This is a genomic window from Longimicrobiales bacterium, assembly GCA_029245345.1.
Classification (GTDB): domain Bacteria; phylum Gemmatimonadota; class Gemmatimonadetes; order Longimicrobiales; family Gaopeijiaceae; genus CALFPJ01.
Genome location: JAQWPM010000021.1, coordinates 68,845 through 88,790 on the forward strand (window position 1 = coordinate 68,845; position 19,946 = coordinate 88,790).

Sequence of the window (19,946 nt, forward strand, 5' to 3'; positions counted from 1 at the left end):
CTCAGGACGGCGCCGCCAGCCGATCACACCCCACGTACGAGTGCAGAACTTCCGGCAACGAGATGCTGCCGTCGGCTTCTTGGAAGGTCTCGAGAATAGCCGCGACGATACGCGGCAGCGCGAGGCCGGAACCGTTCAATGTGTGCACGAACTGCGGCTTTTCACTCTGCGCCTCGCGAAAGCGAATGTTGGCACGCCGCGCTTGGTAATCCGTGAACGTCGTGCAGCTCGAGACTTCGAGCCATCGTTCGACCCCGGGAGCCCATACCTCGAGATCGTAGGTGAGCGCACCGCTGGCACCCGTATCATCCGCGGCTAACAGGACCCGTCGATAATGAAGTCCGAGCCGTTCGAGAAGGACCTCGGCATTCCGGGTCAGTTCCTCTAGAGCCTCTAAGCTACGCTCCGGACGCACATACCGGACCATCTCGACTTTGTCGAACTGGTGCACCCTCAGTAGGCCTCGTGTGTCCTTACCGGCCGCTCCTGCCTCTCTCCGAAAACACGGAGAATACGCGGTGTACTGCAACGGCATGTCGTCGCCGGACAGGAGTTCGTCACGGTGCATGTTGGTCATCGGGACCTCTGCAGTCGGGATCAGCCACAGATCGTCTCGCTCTGACTGATAGGACTCCTCCGAGAACTTCGGTAGTTGGCCCGTTCCAGTCATGGAGTCCGAGGTCACCAGGTACGGCACGCGAAGTTCCGTGTACCCATGCTCAGTCGTGTGTACGTCGAGAAAGAAGTTGATCAAGCCACGCTGTAGCCGCGCGCCGAGCCCCTTCATCACCGGGAACCCTGATCCGCTGATTTTAGATCCCCGAGCGAGATCAAAGAGACCGAGTTGTTCTCCTAGCTCCCAGTGGGGGAGCGGCGTGAAGTCGAACGTGACCGGTTCACCCCAAGTCATCAGGACTTCATTGGCTTCTTCACCACCCGCACACACTCGGTCCAAGGGTGTGTTCGGGATCGCCAGCAAGAGATCCGCGATCTCCTCATCCGCCTCCCGTACCTTCTCGTCCAACTCCGCGATTCGGTCGCCCACCTCACGCATTTTCAGGATCAACGCGTCGGCGTCCCCGCCCTCACGCTTGAGTGCGCCGATCCGTTTTGAGGCCTCGTTCCGTTTTGCCTTGAGATCGTTGACCACACCCAATGCATCGCGACGGATCTCATCCAATTCGAGAATGCGGTCCACGAGCGGAGGAAGATCAGGGTCCCGCTTTATCAGGGCGACCTTCACCTCATCGGGCTCGGCCCGCAGCCGGCGAATGTCGAGCATCAGTCAGGCGGGACGAGTCGAAAATCGTTGCAAACAGGACTCGCCTCGAATACGAAGCTGAGCGTACCGCCCGCGACGTCGATATCAATGGGCTCCAGCTTAGCGTAGTACACGCAGTTCGTCCCGAATACGCCCATGCTCTGGTCGGTGCGGAACACATAGACCGTCCCCGCCTGAATAGGCACGGGCTCATTCGCGGAGTACACCAGCGTGTCCTCCGGCGCGCGCAAGACGTCTGCGAAGGCTTCGCCAGGGAACGTCGTGATTCTGGCCCGAGAGCGAATGCCCAGAGCCCCCGGCGGCAGAAACACCAACTGCCCACCGCGAGTGTCGAGCGCTACATCCCAATTGCCGGTCGCATTCGCGGACTCAATCCGATGGCTCCTTCCCGTGTGGAAATTGAACCCAGATTCGAGGTTCAGCTCCGGGCGGGCTAAGGAATACAGAAGCACTGTGTCCGGCGACGATTGCCAAGGAATCGCAAACGGGTCGCTGCTACACGCCAGGACCACGGCAGAAAGCAGAAGCGTGACCGCCAACGCCGCGCGGCGAGAGCCGCGGTGGGCAAGACGTTCCAGGTTATTACTTGGTGTCACGTTACATGTCCTCACGAAGACCGAAGAAGGAGCGAAAGGTGCCTGATCTCGGATAGGAGTGTCAAGCCCAAAAAGACCTGTAATTCCTTGACTTTACCCCGCGTGCCGGGTAGGTTTGCCGCCGTCGTCGTCTTTATCAGCCCAGCTACCGTGGGGTAGCCCGACGCACAGCGAGTGAGGTGCACCGGTGCCCAACCCCTCATCCACCCAAAGAGGCGGATGCATCCTCGTAGTTGACGACGAGCCCCACATCCGCCGTGTCCTGGCAACCATTCTTAGAAACGACGGTTTTCAGGCGTATGAAGCCTCCGACGGAGTAGAGGGAATGGAGGCGATCAACTCGGACCAGGATTTCGACTTCATCTTGTTGGATTTCATGATGCCGGGCGCCACGGGCCTCGAGGTCTTGGCACGAATCCGATCTCATCCCCGTCGGGCGGACATTCCGGTCATTATCCTGACCGCAAAAGGCCAAGACGCCGACCGACAGGCCGCTCTGGCTGGCGGTGCCAACGACTTCCTGACGAAACCATTCAGCCCGAAGAAACTCGTTGCCCGAATCCATGAGATCCTCGACCAGGCCTGACGGCCTGTGGGCCGTCGTGTTAGCCGGAGGGATCGGCTCTCGTTTCTGGCCAGTCAGCACCCGCGAACGGCCTAAGCAGCTCCTCCCGCTGGCCAGCGAACGCCCGCTCATCGTTGACACAGTTGAGCGAGCGACGGGCATTACCGACTTGGAGCGAATCCGGATCCTTGCTGGTGACCACCTCGCTGCGCCCTTCAAGACCGTGCTTCCTGAGGTGCCGTCAACGAGTTACTGGGTTGAGCCCGAGGCGCGTGGGACCTGTCCGGTCCTCGCCTGGGCCGCTTGGGAGATCCACAAACAAGATCCCGATGGCGTCATGATCTCGCTCCATTCGGATCACCAAATCGAGCCGCTGTCCGCATTCCAAGACACCCTATGGTCCGCGGCTCGAATCGCCCGGGACCAAGATTTGTTGTTATGCATTGGTGCTGTCCCCGACAGGGTGGAACCCGCCTTCGGTCATGTAGAACCGGGCTCACCGATCGAGGGATTCGGCGTCGACGCACACCGAGTGACCGCCTTCCATGAAAAGCCGGATGCACAGACAGCCGCGAGGTACGTCGCCGACGGGTACCTGTGGAACACGGGGATCTTCGTCTGGAAGGCTTCAACCTTCCTCGAGGAAGTCGCCAAGCATGCCCCCGAGGTAGCTCAGCATCTGCCGTTACTGGAAGACAGTCCAGAGGCATTCTTCTCCGCCGTGCCGGTGTGCGTCGTCGACAAGGCTGTCATGGAACGATCCGATCGCGTAGCCACGGTCCGGGCCACGTTCTCATGGGACGACGTCGGGGGCTGGGAGGCGCTGTCCCGAACGCGGACCCCGGACGCCACCGGAAACGTGGGCTACGGGGATGCGGTTGTTGTAGACGGTACGGGCAACATCGTATTCGCTGACGGCGGGCGGATCGTGCTCTTTGATGTGGATGACCTCGTGGTCGTGCGAACCGATACCACCACGTTGGTCCTCCCCAGGGAGCGCGCCGGCGACATCAAGGCGCTACTCGCGAAACTGGACGGCGCCCAGACATGAGCACGCCCGCCCTCTATATCTTCGACGATGGTCGGGCACGCCGGTGGGCGCCGTTCTCGCTGACCCGTCCTATCGCGGAAATCAGTTTCGGTTGCGGTCTGCTCCGCACTCGGACGGAATCGGCACTAGGACTCGAATGTGCGGGGCACTTGTCCCGAAGGGCCTTGGCCGGCTTCAAAGAGGCCGGGTCACCTCCTGTTGTATCGACCGAGGAGGTCAACACGGAGTCGGGCGCAGTGCTCATCTCTTCCCGTGTGGTGTTGACCGCCCCTGTCGACGCCATTCGGGAAGGCGTTTCCCGAATCGAAGTTGCCGGCGTCACCGTGGGTTGGGTCATCCCGCCGGGGGGAGACACCCCGTCCGACCTGTGGCTCCGCGACCCTGCTGCCGCCCCCCGCGACGGTGAATCCTTGAGTTGGGAGGGAGCACTACTGGCTCATCCCTGGGACCTCGTGGAACACAATCCCGATGCAATCTCAGCAGACATTGCGGCCCTTGGCGCGACGAGCCCACCACCCGTAGGTGTCGTGATGATCGGCGACGGCGGTCTTTCGATCGCAGAGAGTGCGGTGATCGAACCGGGTGTCGTGTTGGACACCCGCGCGGGGCCCATTCGCCTCGCTGACTCCGTCCGGGTCGAAGGGCCAGCCCGCTTGGTCGGCCCGCTCGCGGTGGGTGAAGGCACGATTCTACTGGGTGGATCCATCGGCGGGAGTTCCATAGGCCGCGACTGCAAGGTCCGCGGCGAATTGTGGGGTAGCCTCTTGGGAGATCGTGTTAACAAGGCCCATGAAGGCCACATAGGGCGGGCCGTCATCGGGGCCTGGGTCAACCTCGGGGCCGGAACGACCAACTCAGACCTCAAGAACAACTACGGGACGGTGACGGTCTGGACACCCGACGGCGATGTGGACACAGGTCGAATCAAGGTCGGGTGCTTCATAGGCGACCACGTGAAGACAGGAATCGGCACGCTCCTCAATACCGGAACCGTCATCGGCGCGGGAAGCAACGTTTTTGGTGGAGCGATGCCCCCGACAGCTGTTCCGCCATTCAGTTGGGGCTCAGGAGCGAATCTCGCGACCCACAAGATCGAGAGGTTTCTCGAGACTACGGAACGCGTGATGTCTCGGCGCTCACTGGAGCTCGATGATTCGATGAAGGCCCTCTTCAAGCGAGCATGGTCGGTGACGGCAACCCAGCGACCAGAATGACGCGAGACAACCAACAGTGAGGGTCTCCGTTCTCGGCAGTGGGAGCGCGGGCAACGCCACACTGGTTTGGGCCGGAAACACCCGCGTATTGATCGACGCAGGCTTCAGCGGCAAGGACCTCGCCCGCCGAATGGCTGTCTTGTCCATCGACCCTGAGTCGGTGGATGCCATCGTGATCACACACGACCATGGTGACCACACAAAGGGCATGGGTGTCTTCGCACGTCGCCACGGCACGCCGTTGTATATGACCGAGCCGACCCGTGACGCTTGCTCAAAACTCCTAAAAGGAGAAGAGGACGTCATCACCTATCGGGCCGGGCGTCCGTTCAATATTGGCGACGTCCGAATCGAGCCGTTTATCACCGTCCACGATGCAGTAGATCCGGTCGGGGTCGCCGTCGTAGATGAATGCACAGGCTTACGCCTCGGTGTCGCCACAGACCTCGGCCGCCCGACCGCACAAATTCGCCATGCACTTTCGGAGTGTGACTTTCTCGTCCTAGAAGCCAATCACGACGAAGTGCTTCTCCACACGAGCGCCTACCCCGTGTCCGTCCGGCGGAGGATCGCGTCGAGCCACGGGCACCTATCGAACCAAGCGGCGGCAGGGTTCGTCCTGGAACTTCTCCACCCTCGCCTGACTGCCGTAGTGCTCGCCCACCTATCCAATGAATGCAATCGTCCCGCCATGGCCTTACAGGTGGTAGGCGATGCTCTGAAGAACGCGGGATGGTCTGGGCATCTGGAGGTCGCTCGTCAGGACCGACCGACCCAACTCTTCGATGTCGAAGAACTCCGATATCGAACGGGCCCGACTCAACTGAGCCTCCTCTAGCTTCTTCTAGCGAGCGTGTGCACGGTCAGGCGCAGCCCCAGGACAGCGGCTGTAGTCGACGGCCCTCCCGCATCGCGCGTTGTACGAACGAACGTGTGTAGACCCGGACCTGCGTCACGTCGAAGACCTCGACCAGATACAACTCCAAAGGATCATACTGGTCTAACTCACTGATTCCTGCGTACGCCGGGACCTCATCGATACAGATTGAGACCCTTCTTCGCCCACCTCTTCTGTACGCACACAGATCGGTGAGATCCGACCGGCACGGGCGAGCGAACGGGATGATTCTCCGGACGGCGTCATACGCCGTACCCGCTGAACGCATGAGCAGCGCTTGGTCGAGGATCCGGACGGTCCCGTTGAAGAACCGTCGCCTCCGTTCGAATCGATCGACCAACACTTCGAGTCCCTCTAGAGCAATCGGATTTACCGGAAGGTTGATCGTTGTGAAGTCAGTGAGAGCCGAAGCCGGTACCGACACTTCTATAGTCGCATACCCGAGTTGCTCGACGGACAAACGGTATCCGAAATCATCAGGATATACATCCAATCGGAAATGGCCGAGCGAGTCCGTCATATACCCGGTTACTCCACCCAACAGCATGACAATCGCCCCTTCGAGTGGTACTCGTGTGGCCTCGTCGAGCACCCTGCCCCGAATGGCCGTGGGGGCATCCTGGGACATGGCCCCACCAGCTCCCCCGAACAGCCCTATGAGAACGAGCGCAGATACAGTTCCAGATCGTCGAATCGCGGTGTCCATGAGACTCATGCTACGCGTCCAAGGTCCGACCGTCGATCGCATCGAAGGCAGCATGTCGGCGTTTTAATTCAGCTCTAGCCAAAGCCAGCGCTGATTCGGCAGCCCGCCTGACCGCCGTGCATGTCCCCGCTTCGAGGCCCTCTAGGACCGTGAGCAGCTCGGCGGCGACCTCGATCGTGATATCGCGATGGCGATACTCATGACGTGTAATGCGCAGGAGGACCTCCCTCCACCGGAGTTGCTCATCCGCGACGGAGTGAACTGCGGCCCGCCACCGTGGAAGGGTGATTGTGATATCCACATCCACACTCACCGCGGTGATCCCACAACCCTCCCCAAGCACCTCGAACTTCCACTGCGGGGTTACGCGGTAGTCGGTGAGGCCCTGGCTAAACGCGGCGCCCTCTCCCTCGAGCCGCATCTCGTTCAGGAGTTCAACTACCTGCCCCAGACGCTCAGCCACTAGCTCGTACCGCTCCTCCCGGGAAACAACGTTGAGTCCCTCCGGGACACCTGGGGGACGTACGGATTGACCTGCCACTGGGACGGCGAACAGAATCAACGCCGTACACGACAAGATTTGAGCACATGTCCGCGTCTTCATGACGAACACATACGGCGCTGCCGCGGCTGAGCTACAGGCTGCGCGACGTCGGTCGCTCCTCAACCGAGGGGCGGGTTAGATCCCGAGCAGTCTGAGGAAGTCGTTCGATAGGGCCCAAAGCATGATCGCGACAACGATCAAGAAGCCCACGTTACTCCATCGAAGTTTTTGCTCGAGCGTCAATCCGCGCCCACCGCGAATCGCCTCGATGCCCAGAAAGACCAAATGCCCGCCATCCAACACTGGGATCGGCAGGAGGTTCAGAATCGCGAGGTTGACGCTGAACATCCCCATGAAGCGAAGGAACGAATCCATACCGGCAGCCGCTGCTTGTCCTGAGGCTTCACCAATCGTGACGATGCTCCCCACGGAACGAGGGGAAACCCCGCCGGTCACCAGCTGCCCTAGAAAGCCGAAAATGGCGCCCGCGACGGCTTTGGTCTCACGATATCCATATCGAGCGGACTCCCCGAGGCCGACACGAGCGTAGGTGAGATCTCCGATCGGGGGATAGATACCGATCTTCCCCACCTGCATGATGGAGCCATCCGCGCGCTCTGCGTCCTCAGCATCGAGCGTTACCGCCCGAATGATCTCGCGATCTTCGCGCACCACAGTCAGCTCGACCCTCTCGCCCGGTTTCGATTCGACTTGTGCGACGAACTCAAACCAATTCGCTACGGGTACGTCAGAAACGGCGGTGACCCGGTCCCCCGCCTCCAGGCCTGCCTTGTCCGCCGGGGAGCCCGGGTTCACGGCCCCAACGCCTGCCTCAACCCAGCTCGCGACTGAACCCGCGAGGGCGCGTCGCTCCAGTTCATCCGTAGGAATTCGGATCTGGACCGTTGCGGATGGTTCGACAAACCGCACCTCGAGGGGGCCGGGAGCAGAGGACAAGAGTCCTCCCCTTACGTCCCCCCAATCCTCGACCGGCATCTCCCCGAAACTGACGAAGCGGCTCCCGGGCATGATCGAGGCGAGTTCCTCTGTACCGGCTGGGAGCGTCTCCGCCCTCACGAGACCCATCCTCGTTGTGCTGAGCTCGGGGACACCCCACTTCGCGATCACGAACGTGTAGACGCCGAAGGCGAACAACATGTTCATGATCACGCCAGCCGAGATCACGAGGGTGCGTGCCCAAATCGACTTGGAATCGAAGTCGCGATCACTGGGTTCGCGGGTGACTTCGGTGCCGCCCTCGAGCCGCTCCATCACCTCATCGTCCATCCCGCCCATCTTCACGTAGCCCCCCAACGGGAGCAGGCTCAGGACATACTCAGTCTCACCATATTTGAACCCGAGGACCTTGGGACCGAACCCGATGGAGAAGCACTGAACTTCCACCCCTACGGCCTTGGCGGCCCAGAAGTGCCCTAGTTCGTGCACGAAGATCAGCACGCCCAAAACGATGACTGTCGCGAGAATCGTCATTGAGTTGTTTCTATCCTTGCATCGCCAAGCCGTTCGGCTGCCTCCGCCGCGATCACTCGCGCCGCCGCATCCACGGCTATCACGTCATCTGTATTGGTTAGTTGGCTCGAACCTACTCGGGTGATCGCTTCGTTCACGACATCCGCCATCTCCGGAAAGCGAATCCCACCCTTTAAGAACGCCTGAACGGCGATCTCGTTCCCCGCATTGTACACAGCAGGTGAAACACCACCCGCGGCGCCCGCCTCCACACCCAGACCAAAGAGCGGGAACACGGCATGGTCGATCTCTTCGAACGTCATCGGCGACGAACGCACAGGATCGTACGTTTGAAGCACCCCGTCAGTGATCCGTTCAGGGTGACTGAGCGCGTACAAAATCGGCAGCTCCATGGTCGGAAAGCCGAGTTGCGCCAATACGGACCCGTCGACGAACTCCACGAAGGAGTGGACGACCGACTGCGGGTGTATCACTGCATCGATGCGGTCATACCCCAGTCGGTAGAGAAAGTGAGCCTCGATCACCTCCAAGGCCTTGTTGGCCAAGGTCGCTGAGTCGATCGTGATCTTCGACCCCATATCCCAGGTGGGGTGCCTTAGCGCTTCCTCAGGTCCTACGTGCCACAGGTCGTCGGAGTTCCGACCCCGAAACGGGCCGCCGGAGGCGGTTAGGATGACGCGCTGGACCGCCTCTCTCGGCTGTCCCTCCATGCACTGCAGAATCGCGCTGTGTTCGGAATCGATGGGCACGAGTTCCCCGCCACCACGGGCAGCCGCCTCGAGCACGAGATCCCCGCCAGCCACGAGTGATTCTTTGTTCGCGAGTGCGAGTCGATGTCCGGCCTCGAGCGCAGTCAGTGTCGGTTCAAGGCCGGCCGCGCCGACCAACGCGTTCACAACGACATCGACTTCCGGGTCAGCGGCCAAGGCGATCAGTGCCTCCCTACCGCTCTGCCAATCAACTCCCCCACCCGACGGACGAGCGACGTCCAGATCTGCCAGCACAGCGCGTTTCGGAGAGAAGCGAGATACCTGATCAGCAAGCACGTCCACCCGACGATTCGCCGCGAGCGAAACAACTTCGAATCGTTCCGGATGTCGGGATACCACCTGTAGTGTGCTGCGTCCGATAGAACCGGTGGAGCCCAAGATTGCGATACGAATCAAGCCCACCGCTCCAAGACGAGGACCAAGGCGTAGGCTAAGGGAAGCGTAACGGTGAGCGCGTCCAGTCGGTCCAACATCCCGCCGTGGCCGCCGAAGATAGTGCCCGAGTCCTTCACTCCAGCTTCGCGCTTCAGAAGGGATTCAAAGAAATCGCCTATCTGTGCGCCGGCACCGAGTAACACACCCACCCCGGCCGCGGTCGCCAGGCCACGAATAGGCAGCCCGGGCAAGTACGGTTGTGCGAGCAGGTACCACAGCATGCCAGCCGCAGCAGCAGCCACAAGTCCGGTCCAAGAACCGACCCAACTCTTCTTCGGGCTGATCTTGGGCAGAATTTTTGACCGCCCCCACTTGATTCCAGCGAAGAATGCCGCCGAGTCTCCCACCCACGTACAAGCGAGAGGTAAGGCGACCATCGCCAAGCCACTCCGCGGATCAGCCATCAACGGCCCCCAGCCATACACCGCAGGAGCCGCGTGTAGCAGCGGAATGCACGCCAGCGCGAATCCGACGTACATGGCGCCGAACAGCGTGTGCGACACCGCTGAGAGGGGTTTACCCTTTGGCCATCGCCACATCATCGCGGAAAAGGCGCTGGTGACGAAAAGCCCGAGGAAGATCACCACCGCCCAAGGCGCCAGACCCGTAAAGGTCGGGAAGCGCACAGCGAAAAGCGTCAGCGCGGCAGCCGCTGTCCCACCCAGGATCCTAAATGGCTTGATGTCGGACTGCTCTCCCAGGCGATACGTCTCCGTAGCCCCGATCCAAGCCGCGAAGGCCACCGGAACTCCGAGGATCCACCCACCCGAGTAGAGGAGACCAAGAACCGTTGGAATCCCGATGATCGTCACGGTCCATCGGCTCTTCAGTTCCCCGTTCTTGGGTCTCGAGGCTTTGGTCATGGAACCTCGACACGCCCAAAGCGGCGCTCGCGGCGTTGGTAATCGCGAACCGCTTCGAACAGATGCTCCCTGCCGAACTCGGGCCACAACACCGGACTGATGTGTAGTTCGGTATAGGCGAGCTGCCAAAGCATGAAGTTGCTGATGCGGTATTCGCCCGAGGTCCGGATCAGAAGATCGGGATCAGGCAAGCCTTCGGTAAAAAGGGTCGCGGAGAGGGCGTCCTTATCAATTTCGCTCGGGTCCATTTCGCCACGGGCCACCCGTTCTGCCAAAATTCGGGCCGATCGAACGATTTCTTCACGACCGCCATAAGAAATCATCAGGTTCAGGCGGAGTTCTGTTCCACCGCGCGTCCCGTTTACGATTGTGTCGATGGCCTTCCGAGTGGACCCGTCGATCCGGTCGAGCTGGCCCAGTACGTGTACCTCGACGCCCCGGCGCTTGAGCTCCGCCCGTTCTCTGCGGGCGTACAATTGGAGGAGCCCCATGAGCGCAGAGACTTCCTGCACCGGGCGATTCCAGTTCTCGGTGGAGAACGCAAAGAGCGTGAGAATTTCCACACCCGCCTCGACTGCGCCCTCAATGGCCTCGCGTACGGATTTCATACCCTCGCGATGACCCAGGTGGCGTGGTAGGCCGCGCTGCTGCGCCCAGCGACCGTTGCCGTCCATGATCACAGCCACGTGCCTAGGCACGTCGCCACTCACAAGAATCTGGTCCAGCCGCTCTGACGCCATGTGTGTTGGCCCGGGAGGTGCTCCCTAAATGGCCATGACCTCTTCTTCTTTGTGCTTGAGTAACTCGTCAATTTTGTTCGAGTACTCATGCGTGACCTTCTCGATCGAGTCCTCGCGACGTCGACCGTCGTCCTCACTCAACTCGTGATCCTTCACGAGTTGGTGCAATGCCTCGCGTACGAGTCGGCGCGCGTGCCGCACCGACACCTTCGCATCTTCCGCCATCTTGTGGAGGATCTTCACGTATTCTCTGCGTCGCTCCTCATTGAGGGGCGGAATGGGGATTCGGATCACATTTCCATCGTTTGCAGGATTCAAGCCAAGATCCCCGATCATGATGGCGCGCTCGATGTCCGGGAGGATGGATTTGTCGAACGGCTGCACCATCAGCAAACTCGCCTCGGGTGTCGACACCGTCGCGACCTGATTGATGGGCATCTTCGAGCCATACACCTCGACACGGATCGTGTCGAGGAGGGCTGGGCTCGCTTTTCCTGTCCGAACGGTGGCGAACTCACGACGGAGAGAGTCGAGAGCAGCATCCATAGGACTTCTGGCTTCCTCAACGGTCGGCATCACTACCTCCGGTATCTCTGAACAGATTCGACTTTGTTACGATACAAGCGTTCCGATACGCTCACCACGGATTGCATTCCCAACAGCCCCACGATTCTCAAGGTTGAGAACGATAATGGGCAAGCCGTTCTCTTTGCAGAGCGAGACGGCAGCAGCGTCCATCACTGCAAGTTCCCGCTGCATAACCTCTTGAAACGAGATCGACGGAATGAACTCAGCGCCGGGGTCCTTCACAGGATCCGCCGTATAGACGCCCTGGACTTTCGTCGCCTTGATCACGACGTCTGAGTCCATTTCGATCGCGCGGAGGACCGCGGCTGTGTCGGTCGAGAAGTAGGGATTCCCGGTGCCCCCCGCAAAGAGCACGACACGGCCCTTTTCGATGTGACGCATGGCCCGTCGCCGGATATAGGGTTCCGCAATTTCTTCCATGCGGATCGCGGTCATCACTCGCGTCTCGACGCCCTTGTGCTCCAACAGGTCCTGGACGGCCAGTGCATTGATGACCGTCGAGAGCATGCCCATATAGTCCGCCTGGACCCGATCCATCCCTTCCTTTGAGGCCATCGCACCTCGGACGATGTTTCCACCGCCAATCACCACGCCGAGTGAAACACCCATCTCGACGATCGACCGAATCTCATCCGTGAGACGGTCAACCACCGAGGGCTCGATTCCAAACCCTCGGTCGCCGGCCAAAGCCTCACCCGAAAGCTTGAGAAGTACTCTCTTATACTTGAGACCCGGGCCGCTTTCGCTCATGCGATTCCTTTGGTACGGCCTATGTCCAGGCCGTTGACGCACTGTGACGTTATCCGCCGATCTTGATACGGTAGAAACGCGCTACCTGCATCTTCTCACCGGTGCGAGCAGACAGTTCGGTAATCAACTGCTCAATGGTCTTGTCCGAATCCTTCACGAAGGGCTGCGCCATTAGCGTGCTCTCCTTGAAGAACTTGTTGAGCTTACCCTCAACGATCTTCTCCGCAATGTGCTCCGGCTTCCCCTCTTCCTTCACCTGCTCGAGGTAAACCGCACGTTCACGGTCGATGACGTCTTGCGCGATGTCATCACTCGAAACCGCAATAGGCGCCATGGACGCAACGTGCAGAGCGATGTCCTTGGCGAGAGCCTTAAAGTCGTCCGTGTTGGCGACAAAGTCGGTCTCACAGTTGAGCTCGACGATGACCGCAGTCCTATTGTCGAAGTGCACATAGCTCCCGATCGTCCCCTCATCGGTGGACTTTTCGGCACGCTTCGCGGCCTTCGAAGCACCCTTGGCACGGAGCAGATCGACGGCTTTCTCGATGTCACCGTCGGTCTCCGTGAGGGCTCTCTTGCAATCCATCATCCCCGCGCCTGTCATGTCGCGGAGCATCTTTACGTCCTTCGCACTGATCATTGTGACTTCACTCATTGTCATCCTCGTTGATCGTTCTTGGCTGCGCAAAGAGGCGGAGCGGACCGGGAGCGCCGGTTCGTCTGCCGCCTCTCTCCGACCCCGACCTAAACCGGGGACAGACCGAGCACAAAGGCTCGGTAACGAGGGTGACTACCCCTCAGACTTCTCTTCTTCGTTCGTTTCCGGTGCCGGTGTAGCCTCGGCTGCCGCGGCCTCTTCGACGAGTGCCTCCGGAGCTTCACCCTCTGCCGGAGTTTCAGCATCGGCAGGAACTGCGGACTCGGCGCCCTCTGCAGCACCTTCGACAGGCTTACCGTCTTCTCCAAGAACTACCCCGATAACCTCAGGCTGGGGGCGACGCTTGCGGCGCGGACGGCGACGCTGCGGCTCCGGCTTCTCGGTCGTCTTCTCACCGGTTTCAGTGGAGTACGTCGTGGCTTCCATCGCATCGACACGGCGCCGCTCCTCATCCGGAACTTCGAGGCGGGCGGTATCGATCGTGTTCGCTATCGCGTTCGCGATCAGTCCAACCGATCGCATTGCGTCGTCGTTACCCGGAATGGGATAGTCGACGAGATCAGGGTCCGCGTTGGTATCCGTTATTGCGATGATCGGGATGCCAAGCTTCGCCGCTTCCTTCACCGCGATCGTCTCGCGTTTCGCGTCGACAATGAACACAGCACCCGGGAGTCGACCCATGTCCTTCACGCCGGACAGATACTTGTCGAGCTTGATCCGCTCGCGGTCGAGCATGAGGCGCTCTTTCTTCGTGTAGAACTCGTACACGTTCTCTTCCTGGCCACGCTCGAGCTCTTTGAGCCGACGAATCTGCTTCCGGATGGTCTGGAAGTTGGTCAGCATGCCTCCCAGCCAACGCTCCGTGACGAAGAAGGAGTTAGACGCCAGTGCTTCCTGCTCAACGATGGACCGGAGCTGCTTCTTCGTGCAGACGAAGAGAATTCGGTCACCACGGAGGACGACTTCACGCACAGCCTGCTGAGCGACCGTGAGCCGATCCAGCGTCTTGCGGAGGTCGATGATATGGATGCCGTTTCGTTCCGTGAAGATGAACGGCTTCATCTTCGGATTCCAACGGCGTGTCTGGTGGCCGAAGTGAACTCCGGCCTCCAATAGTTGACTGAGGCCTACTTCAGACATTCTGGATTCTCTTTTTAGTGGGGCTGATTACGCCCCGATCAGGATACCGGAAGGCTGGCGCCAACCGGGTAAAACAACTCTTAACGCTTGGAGAATTGGAACCGCTTACGTGCCTTGGGCCTACCAGGCTTCTTCCGTTCTACCTGACGCGCGTCACGCGTCAGCATGCCCTTCCCTCGCAGGACGGGACGCAACTCTTCGTCGTGCACGACGATCGCACGGGCAAGGCCCATACGAACCGCATCGGACTGGCCCGTCAGGCCACCGCCGTGCACACGGATCGTGACGTCGAACTGCCCGTCGAGTTCCGTAAGCTTGAGTGGTTCCTCGATACGAATCTGATGCGTCGGGCGGGGGAAGTAGTCTGCCATCGTGCGACCGTTCACCCTCCACTCGCCTTTGCCTGGGCGGAGCATCACACGTGCGACGGACGTCTTACGGCGTCCTACGGTCTGGATCTGGTCCTGGTTCTCGGACATTATTTCGCTCGAATTCCTATTCGAATGTCAGGGGCTCGGGCGCTTGGCCCTGATGCGGATGATCCGCGCCCGCGTAAACCTTCAGTTTCAATCTCATTGCACGACCCAGGGCGTTCTTCGGAATCATGCCCTTCACCGCAAGCTCAATAACGCGCTCGGGGTGCGACGCGATCATGCGCCGGAAGGGAATGTGCTTTTCACCACCCATGTAGCCAGAATGGCGGAAGTACGTCTTCTGGTCGGCTTTGTTTCCGGTAAGCGCCACTTTCTCGGCATTGATGACGACAACATAATCACCCGTGTCGAGATGGGGCGTGTACATCGGCTTGTGTTTGCCGCGAAGGATCGTAGCGATCTCGGTGGCGAGGCGTCCCAACGGCTTATCTGCCGCGTCGACGAGCCACCAATGATGCTCAATCTCGTTGGCCTTCGGTGTATACGTTCGCATTCCCACTACTCAATAAAGCGCGGTTCTAGAACAGAGCCTTAAATGATATCCGAGGCCTTCAGGGGTGTCAACGGGCGATCGGCCTTATGTGACAGGGCTCTTCGGAGTCTTTCCCAGACTGCCTCATCGCACGCCAAACCCGCGCTATGCCGGCCTCCTCTGCCTGCCCCCGCCGAACGTTCTTTCGAGCTAGCGGTAGGTCTCCAGGAAGCGCGCCCGGGACGCGTGACGAAGTCGCACCAGGGCCTTTTCTTTGATCTGGCGGATCCGCTCTCGAGTGACGCCTAGAATGGTCCCGATCTCCTCGAGAGTCATCGGTTCCTGACCGTCGAGACCGAAGTAGAGACGCAAGATTTTGGCCTCGCGTTCCTTCAACGAGTGCAACGCCTCTTCGATCGTATGCTTGAGTGCCTGTTCGTATGCCGCGTCCTCCGGTCCAGGAGCATACTGGTCTGGGAGGTAGTCCAGCAGCCGGTTGTCTTCCCCAGGGGTCATAGGGGCGTCGAGAGACAGGTGGGACTGGGATATGGCGAGGGTCCGCTCCACTTCGTCCTGCGTGATATCGAGGTCGTCAGCGAGCTCCTCCACCGTCGGCTCACGTCCGAGCTCCTGTAAGAGCGTGGAGCTGCGTCGCCCTATTCGATGAAGCGCGCCCGCCCGATTCAACGGCACCCGGACAATCCGACTCTGTTCTGCGAGGGCCTGCAGGATCGCTTGTCGAATCCACCAGACGGCATAACTGATGAACTTGATGCCCTTGGTTTCATCGAATTTATGCGCCGCGCGAATGAGGCCGAGATTACCCTCATTGATCACATCAGAGAGTGGCACTCCCTGGTTCTGGTACTTCTTCGCGACAGATACCACGAAGCGCAGGTTGGACCGCACCAACTTGTCCAACCCCTCTTCCTGACCCCTACGGATCAGCTTGGCCAGGCGCGCTTCCTCAGCCCTATCAATCAGCGGATATCTGCTGATCTCCTTCAGGTACTGATCCAGCGAGCCTTCCTTGAAAGCCCCGCGTTTGGCGGAGAAGGTCATTCTAGCTGGGGAGCGTTGTCGGAGGCATATGAAATCCGTGGCGGACGGCGAAGAATCGGCACCGCGAGGCGACTACGCAACCGGACTCGCCCGGGTCAGGCCTACTGGGATGCAGCAATTACCGGATCGCCCGACCGACTCGACGCCAACGAATGTACCGAAGCCAAGGCGCGGGCTCCTCCTCACTCGGATCGAACGAGTAATACACGAACCACGGCTGCCCCCGGATCGCATCGCGCCGGACGAAGCCCCAATATCTCGAATCTTCGCTGTTATCCCGATTGTCACCCAGAACAAAAAAGCGTTCTCGGGGCACGACGATGGGCCCCCAGTTATCCCGGGTGGGACGGTACCTGGACGACGCAGAGGCGATGAGATGGTTCGACTGCCACCTCATGTCCCGGTGCTCCATGTCGCCACGCCGGTCGATGAACTGAACGTAGGGTTCGTACAGTGGGGACCCGTTGAGGAAGACGTTTTTGTCCCGCATCTCGAGGGTATCACCCGGCTGCCCGATGAGCCGCTTTACATAGTTCTTGTTCGGCTCGTGCGGCGGGTTGAAGACTACGACATCGCCACGCGTCGGCTCTGCGAACGCGGGGAGTCGGTAGTCCGTCCCTGGGATTCGTGTCCCATAAACGGACTTATTCACCAACAGGAAATCACCGACGAGGAGGGTGTTCTCCATGGACGACGTCGGAATCTGGAAAGCCTCGACCACAAAGGCACGAATCACTAAGAATATCAAAAAAGCGACGACGAGGGACTTGGTCCATTCGCGCACGCCGGCCATGACTCCGTTCGCTACACGGTCCTGGTCAACTAGGAGTTCCGTGACAATGCCTCGATCTCGATCCGATACCCCGCGCACGCCATCCTCACTCTTGGATCCATCAGTGACCCGCCGCAGCGATGTCAACATACACGATGTCGCAGAGGCTCGTTCCCCGTCTTGAAAGTTTCCGACCCCGACGTCGCCACCTAGTCTTGGACGAGGGCCGTCCTGCCTGAAATTCGCCTTCACCAAAAACCCACATGCCTTCCAGCGGTCGCCCGTTCAACCCGATGTCCTTTCTTGCCGTGATGTGCGGCCCCCCCTAGACGGAGCGTCTGCTCGCCGCGGAGTAGGCCAAGCACTCGGGGGCGGCTTCACGGTGCCCACGGTTCAGGCCGAGGAAGCTTGCGTACGCGCGGGCTACCTCCGCTCAGGCTTCGATCAACCATGTCCCCCTGCCCACCTCCGAATCCGCTGGGGACACGCGACGGCTAGAGAACGCTGCGGCTGCCGGAATCTGAGCATGGAACGGGCAGCCCTTTCCCGTCTCGGTCGATGAACGCGGCCATCGGGAGGCACACTTCTCAGTTCGATGGTCCTACTCACTGCGAGGCCGACAAATCGGACTCGCAAGAACACAGTCGCCGCCGGACACTGGGCTGGAGGTCGTAGAACTTCAGTTGGCCACGCATAGCACGTATCGACAAAACCAAGTCATCGACCCACAACAGGTCAGGCTCACCGCCGCACACGAGATGGGCCACACGTTAGAGATCCTGATGCGAAGCGATTCTGAACGCGACGTCATAAATCACACGAACACCGCGACCTCGCTCAGCCCCCAGGACTACCTGACGATGGAGGTCCTCCACAGCCTCGCGGACGGTACTCGCATCATCCGGTAGCCGGACCGGGGGCTCACCGTCACTGGATCAGCGCCCGAACGCGAGGGAGCCGCCGAGATACACCCCGCGACCGGGCGCATCGAATCCGAAGACCTGCTGTATCTCGCGGTCGAGCACATTATCGACGCGGACAGTCAACACAAGACCGGGCCGCCCCACTTGTGCCGGGAGCACGTCGACCGAGGCTCCGATTCCAACATCGGAGTATCGGCGCAGCACCACGGGGGTCGCCGGAAAACTCGAGAAGTCACGATCTGCTCTCACGCCCACGACAGACACGTCGGCGAACACGTTGAGCCGCCCACCCACCCGTGCATTTGCACTGGCATGAACGGTATGACGCGGCCGGCGGAGCAGTGGCTCACCTACTACGAAGGCGGCGGCTGGCCCTTGATCGAAGCCCGAGTCCGTCACTTCGGAAGCGAGCAAGGTCCACGAGATCCCACCGGTTAGTCTTCCGCCCTTGACCCTCGCCTCCAATTCCGCACCACGCCCCGTGGCGGCGGCAACGTTGAAGTAGTTCGGATCACCGGGCGCCGCGGGTGCGAGCGTGTACTGAATCAAGTTGCGAAACGACTGATCGAACCAGGTGCCGCGGACGTGGATCCGCCCCCCAAACAGCGACCCATCTGCGCCGACTTCCCAGGACGTCGCGATCTCGGGCTGCAACGCCGGATTCCCGATCGCGAAGCCAGTCGCAAATATTTCGAAGAAGGTGGGCTCTTTCATGGCCCGGCCTGCAGATACTCGAACGCGAAGACCAGGAGCGCTTGGGACGACCCATGTGGCACCCAGCTGCCACGTCCGAAACGTGCCGAAGTGCTCGTTGTCTTCGATGCGTCCACCGAGGTTGAAGGCGACTTCACCATTCCCCCCTGTCGCATGGACAAAATACGCACGATTGAGCCGCGAGTTCTCGCTTCGTCCGGTCGAATTCCCCCACTGGCTCAACGACTCCGTGAACGACCGCTGGCGCTCTTCTTCGAACTCCCACCCGCCCGTGAGAGTCAACTGATCAGTTTGCCAATGCGCACGAGCATCCATCGAAGCACGGCGAATATGATTGAAGCTCGCAAACCCGAAGAACCCAATGGAGTCCGCGGCATCGTCTTGGGCATCCTCCGAGCCTCCATCCGTGTCGGAAACGGCAGCTCGGGCCTCGACGGAAAGGCGCGGCGTCAGCGTGTGGACAACCTTGACCCCAACCAACGCTTCATCTCCGAAGGAACGTGCATTCCTGTCTACTACATTCCCGGAGCCGTCCGTAGGAAAATGGAACGACCGATCTCCGATCCGGAACGAGATATCCGCCTCTGAGGCGACGCTCGGTGCGAAGCGCGCCCGCCCATTGAGTACGGTATTCGTGTGCTGATTGTTGAAAGCGAGAATGCCGTCTGTATCCAAGCGCGTCACGGACAACGAATACCCCGCTCGGGCTCCACCACCGGCCATGCTAGCGGACCAATCGCGCCGTCCATAAGAACCGAACCGACTTGATACGCTTCCTCGCGTCGCACCTCCGCCCGACTCCGTGATCACATGAATCACTCCAGCAACCGCGTCAGATCCATGCAGTGCACTGGATGGCCCCCGAACGATCTCGATCCGCGCGACGTTGGTCAGGGTGAGTGACGAAAAATCGAAGGAGCCCCCGGGCTGGTTGACCTGAACGCCGTCAACCAAGACCAAGACATAGTCGCTCTCCCCCCCTCTCATGAAGACCGAGGTGGTGGCTCCGAACGATCCGTTCTGGACAATCGCGACCCCGGCGCTACCGCGGAGTGCGTCTCCCACCGTCGTTAGCCCGCGCGCACGCACATCCGCTCCGTCAATCACGGTCACGTTCGTGGCGACAGCGCCCACAGCACGAGGAGTGGGGCTCGCGGTGACGATGAGCCCATCAAGAGGGAAGACCTCTTCCTGGGCCGAAGCTGCCACAGGCAATAGTCCCACCCCGATGAGGAGCCCGGCAAGCACGACTGCCCCCGGTCGGGACCTCTTCGTTCC

The 19,946-nt window shown here is 60.4% G+C and carries 22 protein-coding genes; 5 read left to right on the forward strand and 17 right to left on the reverse strand.

The window, feature by feature from the left end; all coding sequences use genetic code 11:
- Position 1: 1 nt before the first annotated feature.
- Together serS and P8L30_11435 are read right to left on the reverse strand one after the other, a co-directional pair.
- Positions 2–1,282 (reverse strand): serine--tRNA ligase, encoded by a 1,281-nt coding sequence (gene serS, locus P8L30_11430; protein ID MDG2240803.1) that lies wholly within the window; start codon positions 1,280–1,282, stop codon positions 2–4.
- Positions 1,282–1,878, reverse strand: coding sequence for a hypothetical protein (locus P8L30_11435; GenBank protein ID MDG2240804.1), 597 nt, complete (start codon positions 1,876–1,878; stop codon positions 1,282–1,284). Before P8L30_11435 ends, serS begins: the two co-directional genes overlap by 1 nt.
- A 187-nt stretch (positions 1,879–2,065) precedes the next feature.
- Between P8L30_11435 and P8L30_11440 the strand changes: the two genes are divergently transcribed.
- The 4 genes from P8L30_11440 to P8L30_11455 are packed head-to-tail and all read left to right on the forward strand — an operon-like array spanning position 2,066 to position 5,546.
- Positions 2,066–2,464, forward strand: coding sequence for a response regulator (locus P8L30_11440; GenBank protein ID MDG2240805.1), 399 nt, complete (start codon positions 2,066–2,068; stop codon positions 2,462–2,464).
- Complete coding sequence (locus tag P8L30_11445) at positions 2,442–3,494, forward strand: sugar phosphate nucleotidyltransferase (protein ID MDG2240806.1); 1,053 nt, start codon at positions 2,442–2,444, stop codon at positions 3,492–3,494. Before P8L30_11440 ends, P8L30_11445 begins: the two co-directional genes overlap by 23 nt.
- A complete protein-coding gene (locus P8L30_11450; protein MDG2240807.1) occupies positions 3,491–4,708 on the forward strand; it encodes a putative sugar nucleotidyl transferase in 1,218 nt (405 codons plus the stop codon). Before P8L30_11445 ends, P8L30_11450 begins: the two co-directional genes overlap by 4 nt.
- Before the next feature lie 16 nt (positions 4,709–4,724).
- Positions 4,725–5,546: an MBL fold metallo-hydrolase gene (locus P8L30_11455; GenBank protein ID MDG2240808.1), complete on the forward strand. Its 822-nt coding sequence runs from the start codon at positions 4,725–4,727 to the stop codon at positions 5,544–5,546.
- A 25-nt stretch (positions 5,547–5,571) separates the two neighbouring features.
- Here P8L30_11455 and P8L30_11460 read toward each other — a convergent pair whose 3' ends face one another.
- From P8L30_11460 to lepB, 14 genes are all read right to left on the reverse strand, one after another.
- On the reverse strand, positions 5,572–6,321 hold the full coding sequence (locus P8L30_11460) for a carboxypeptidase-like regulatory domain-containing protein (protein MDG2240809.1): 750 nt from the start codon (positions 6,319–6,321) through the stop codon (positions 5,572–5,574).
- Position 6,322: 1 nt separating this feature from the next.
- Positions 6,323–6,916: a DUF922 domain-containing protein gene (locus tag P8L30_11465; GenBank protein ID MDG2240810.1), complete on the reverse strand. Its 594-nt coding sequence runs from the start codon at positions 6,914–6,916 to the stop codon at positions 6,323–6,325.
- A 75-nt stretch (positions 6,917–6,991) separates the two neighbouring features.
- A complete protein-coding gene (rseP, locus tag P8L30_11470) occupies positions 6,992–8,347 on the reverse strand; it encodes an RIP metalloprotease RseP (protein MDG2240811.1) in 1,356 nt (451 codons plus the stop codon).
- Complete coding sequence (gene dxr, locus P8L30_11475; protein ID MDG2240812.1) at positions 8,344–9,513, reverse strand: 1-deoxy-D-xylulose-5-phosphate reductoisomerase; 1,170 nt, start codon at positions 9,511–9,513, stop codon at positions 8,344–8,346. The genes rseP and dxr overlap by 4 nt, the downstream gene beginning before the upstream one ends.
- A complete protein-coding gene (locus P8L30_11480) occupies positions 9,510–10,415 on the reverse strand; it encodes a phosphatidate cytidylyltransferase (GenBank protein ID MDG2240813.1) in 906 nt (301 codons plus the stop codon). Before P8L30_11480 ends, dxr begins: the two co-directional genes overlap by 4 nt.
- Positions 10,412–11,155 carry a polyprenyl diphosphate synthase gene (gene uppS / locus P8L30_11485; protein MDG2240814.1) on the reverse strand — a complete coding sequence of 248 codons (744 nt, stop codon included), beginning with the start codon at positions 11,153–11,155 and terminating at the stop codon, positions 10,412–10,414. Before uppS ends, P8L30_11480 begins: the two co-directional genes overlap by 4 nt.
- 24 nt (positions 11,156–11,179) lie before the next feature.
- Positions 11,180–11,731 (reverse strand): ribosome recycling factor, encoded by a 552-nt coding sequence (gene frr / locus P8L30_11490; GenBank protein ID MDG2240815.1) that lies wholly within the window; start codon positions 11,729–11,731, stop codon positions 11,180–11,182.
- A gap of 36 nt (positions 11,732–11,767) precedes the next feature.
- Entirely contained in the window at positions 11,768–12,493 is a 726-nt protein-coding gene (gene pyrH / locus P8L30_11495; protein ID MDG2240816.1) for a UMP kinase, read from the reverse strand.
- A 49-nt stretch (positions 12,494–12,542) separates the two neighbouring features.
- On the reverse strand, positions 12,543–13,148 hold the full coding sequence (gene tsf / locus P8L30_11500; protein MDG2240817.1) for a translation elongation factor Ts: 606 nt from the start codon (positions 13,146–13,148) through the stop codon (positions 12,543–12,545).
- A 135-nt stretch (positions 13,149–13,283) separates the two neighbouring features.
- Entirely contained in the window at positions 13,284–14,291 is a 1,008-nt protein-coding gene (gene rpsB, locus P8L30_11505; GenBank protein ID MDG2240818.1) for a 30S ribosomal protein S2, read from the reverse strand.
- 80 nt (positions 14,292–14,371) lie between these two features.
- Entirely contained in the window at positions 14,372–14,770 is a 399-nt protein-coding gene (gene rpsI, locus P8L30_11510) for a 30S ribosomal protein S9 (protein ID MDG2240819.1), read from the reverse strand.
- Positions 14,771–14,786: 16 nt separating this feature from the next.
- Positions 14,787–15,218 (reverse strand): 50S ribosomal protein L13, encoded by a 432-nt coding sequence (gene rplM, locus P8L30_11515; protein ID MDG2240820.1) that lies wholly within the window; start codon positions 15,216–15,218, stop codon positions 14,787–14,789.
- 189 nt (positions 15,219–15,407) lie between these two features.
- A complete protein-coding gene (locus P8L30_11520) occupies positions 15,408–16,259 on the reverse strand; it encodes a sigma-70 family RNA polymerase sigma factor (protein ID MDG2240821.1) in 852 nt (283 codons plus the stop codon).
- Between the two features lie 118 nt (positions 16,260–16,377).
- Entirely contained in the window at positions 16,378–17,181 is an 804-nt protein-coding gene (lepB, locus tag P8L30_11525; protein MDG2240822.1) for a signal peptidase I, read from the reverse strand.
- A gap of 533 nt (positions 17,182–17,714) precedes the next feature.
- On the opposite strand from lepB, the gene P8L30_11530 reads away from it, so the two are divergent.
- Positions 17,715–17,939 (forward strand): hypothetical protein, encoded by a 225-nt coding sequence (locus P8L30_11530; GenBank protein ID MDG2240823.1) that lies wholly within the window; start codon positions 17,715–17,717, stop codon positions 17,937–17,939.
- A gap of 27 nt (positions 17,940–17,966) precedes the next feature.
- Here the strand turns inward: P8L30_11530 and P8L30_11535 are convergent, their stop codons facing one another.
- A complete protein-coding gene (locus P8L30_11535) occupies positions 17,967–19,916 on the reverse strand; it encodes a TonB-dependent receptor (GenBank protein ID MDG2240824.1) in 1,950 nt (649 codons plus the stop codon).
- Positions 19,917–19,946 lie beyond the last annotated feature (30 nt).

What these genes read in the sequence shown, in the direction of transcription:
- P8L30_11465 (MDG2240810.1), bottom strand. Translation starts at nt 6,916, where the DNA reads ATGAAGACGCGGACATGTGCTCAAATCTTGTCGTGTACGGCGTTGATT.
- pyrH (MDG2240816.1), bottom strand. Translation starts at nt 12,493, where the DNA reads ATGAGCGAAAGCGGCCCGGGTCTCAAGTATAAGAGAGTACTTCTCAAG.
- lepB (MDG2240822.1), bottom strand. Translation starts at nt 17,181, where the DNA reads ATGTTGACATCGCTGCGGCGGGTCACTGATGGATCCAAGAGTGAGGAT.
- P8L30_11460 (MDG2240809.1), bottom strand. Translation starts at nt 6,321, where the DNA reads ATGAGTCTCATGGACACCGCGATTCGACGATCTGGAACTGTATCTGCG.
- P8L30_11445 (MDG2240806.1), top strand. Translation starts at nt 2,442, where the DNA reads ATGAGATCCTCGACCAGGCCTGACGGCCTGTGGGCCGTCGTGTTAGCC.
- tsf (MDG2240817.1), bottom strand. Translation starts at nt 13,148, where the DNA reads ATGAGTGAAGTCACAATGATCAGTGCGAAGGACGTAAAGATGCTCCGC.
- rplM (MDG2240820.1), bottom strand. Translation starts at nt 15,218, where the DNA reads ATGCGAACGTATACACCGAAGGCCAACGAGATTGAGCATCATTGGTGG.
- rseP (MDG2240811.1), bottom strand. Translation starts at nt 8,347, where the DNA reads ATGACGATTCTCGCGACAGTCATCGTTTTGGGCGTGCTGATCTTCGTG.
- uppS (MDG2240814.1), bottom strand. Translation starts at nt 11,155, where the DNA reads ATGGCGTCAGAGCGGCTGGACCAGATTCTTGTGAGTGGCGACGTGCCT.
- rpsB (MDG2240818.1), bottom strand. Translation starts at nt 14,291, where the DNA reads ATGTCTGAAGTAGGCCTCAGTCAACTATTGGAGGCCGGAGTTCACTTC.
- P8L30_11480 (MDG2240813.1), bottom strand. Translation starts at nt 10,415, where the DNA reads ATGACCAAAGCCTCGAGACCCAAGAACGGGGAACTGAAGAGCCGATGG.
- serS (MDG2240803.1), bottom strand. Translation starts at nt 1,282, where the DNA reads ATGCTCGACATTCGCCGGCTGCGGGCCGAGCCCGATGAGGTGAAGGTC.
- P8L30_11520 (MDG2240821.1), bottom strand. Translation starts at nt 16,259, where the DNA reads ATGACCTTCTCCGCCAAACGCGGGGCTTTCAAGGAAGGCTCGCTGGAT.
- rpsI (MDG2240819.1), bottom strand. Translation starts at nt 14,770, where the DNA reads ATGTCCGAGAACCAGGACCAGATCCAGACCGTAGGACGCCGTAAGACG.
- P8L30_11450 (MDG2240807.1), top strand. Translation starts at nt 3,491, where the DNA reads ATGAGCACGCCCGCCCTCTATATCTTCGACGATGGTCGGGCACGCCGG.
- frr (MDG2240815.1), bottom strand. Translation starts at nt 11,731, where the DNA reads ATGCCGACCGTTGAGGAAGCCAGAAGTCCTATGGATGCTGCTCTCGAC.